The organism is Helicobacter sp. 13S00482-2, assembly GCF_002272795.1.
GTDB lineage: Bacteria > Campylobacterota > Campylobacteria > Campylobacterales > Helicobacteraceae > Helicobacter_J.
Genome location: NZ_MLAT01000105.1, coordinates 1 through 276, shown reverse-complemented (window position 1 = coordinate 276; position 276 = coordinate 1). Strand labels below are relative to the sequence as shown.

1 protein-coding gene is annotated in these 276 nt (G+C 35.1%); it reads left to right on the top strand.

Translation table 11 applies throughout. The features are described from left to right. Window positions 1–276: hypothetical protein (locus tag BKH42_RS09735; RefSeq protein WP_180674060.1), on the top strand; the 276-nt coding region annotated here is incomplete at both ends.

Genomic DNA, 276 nt, shown 5'->3' with positions numbered 1-276 from the left:
ATAACTCCACTGGAAGTTTTAAAAACTATCTAGATAATTCACTTAATTTCACAGATATTGTTAATACTGAAGAGAGTATCGCTTCTGGGATGCTCAATAATAGAACCTACAAAAATGGACTCATCATTCACCTAGATGGTAAAAAGGCCAATGAACTCTTAAAAGATTACAGAGAGATCTTTCCAATTAATTTCCTTGGCCTAAGTGTGGATAAGACCTCTGCATATACCCAACTTGCTCAAGAAAAAACCTGTGCAAGTGATAGCACAAAATGTC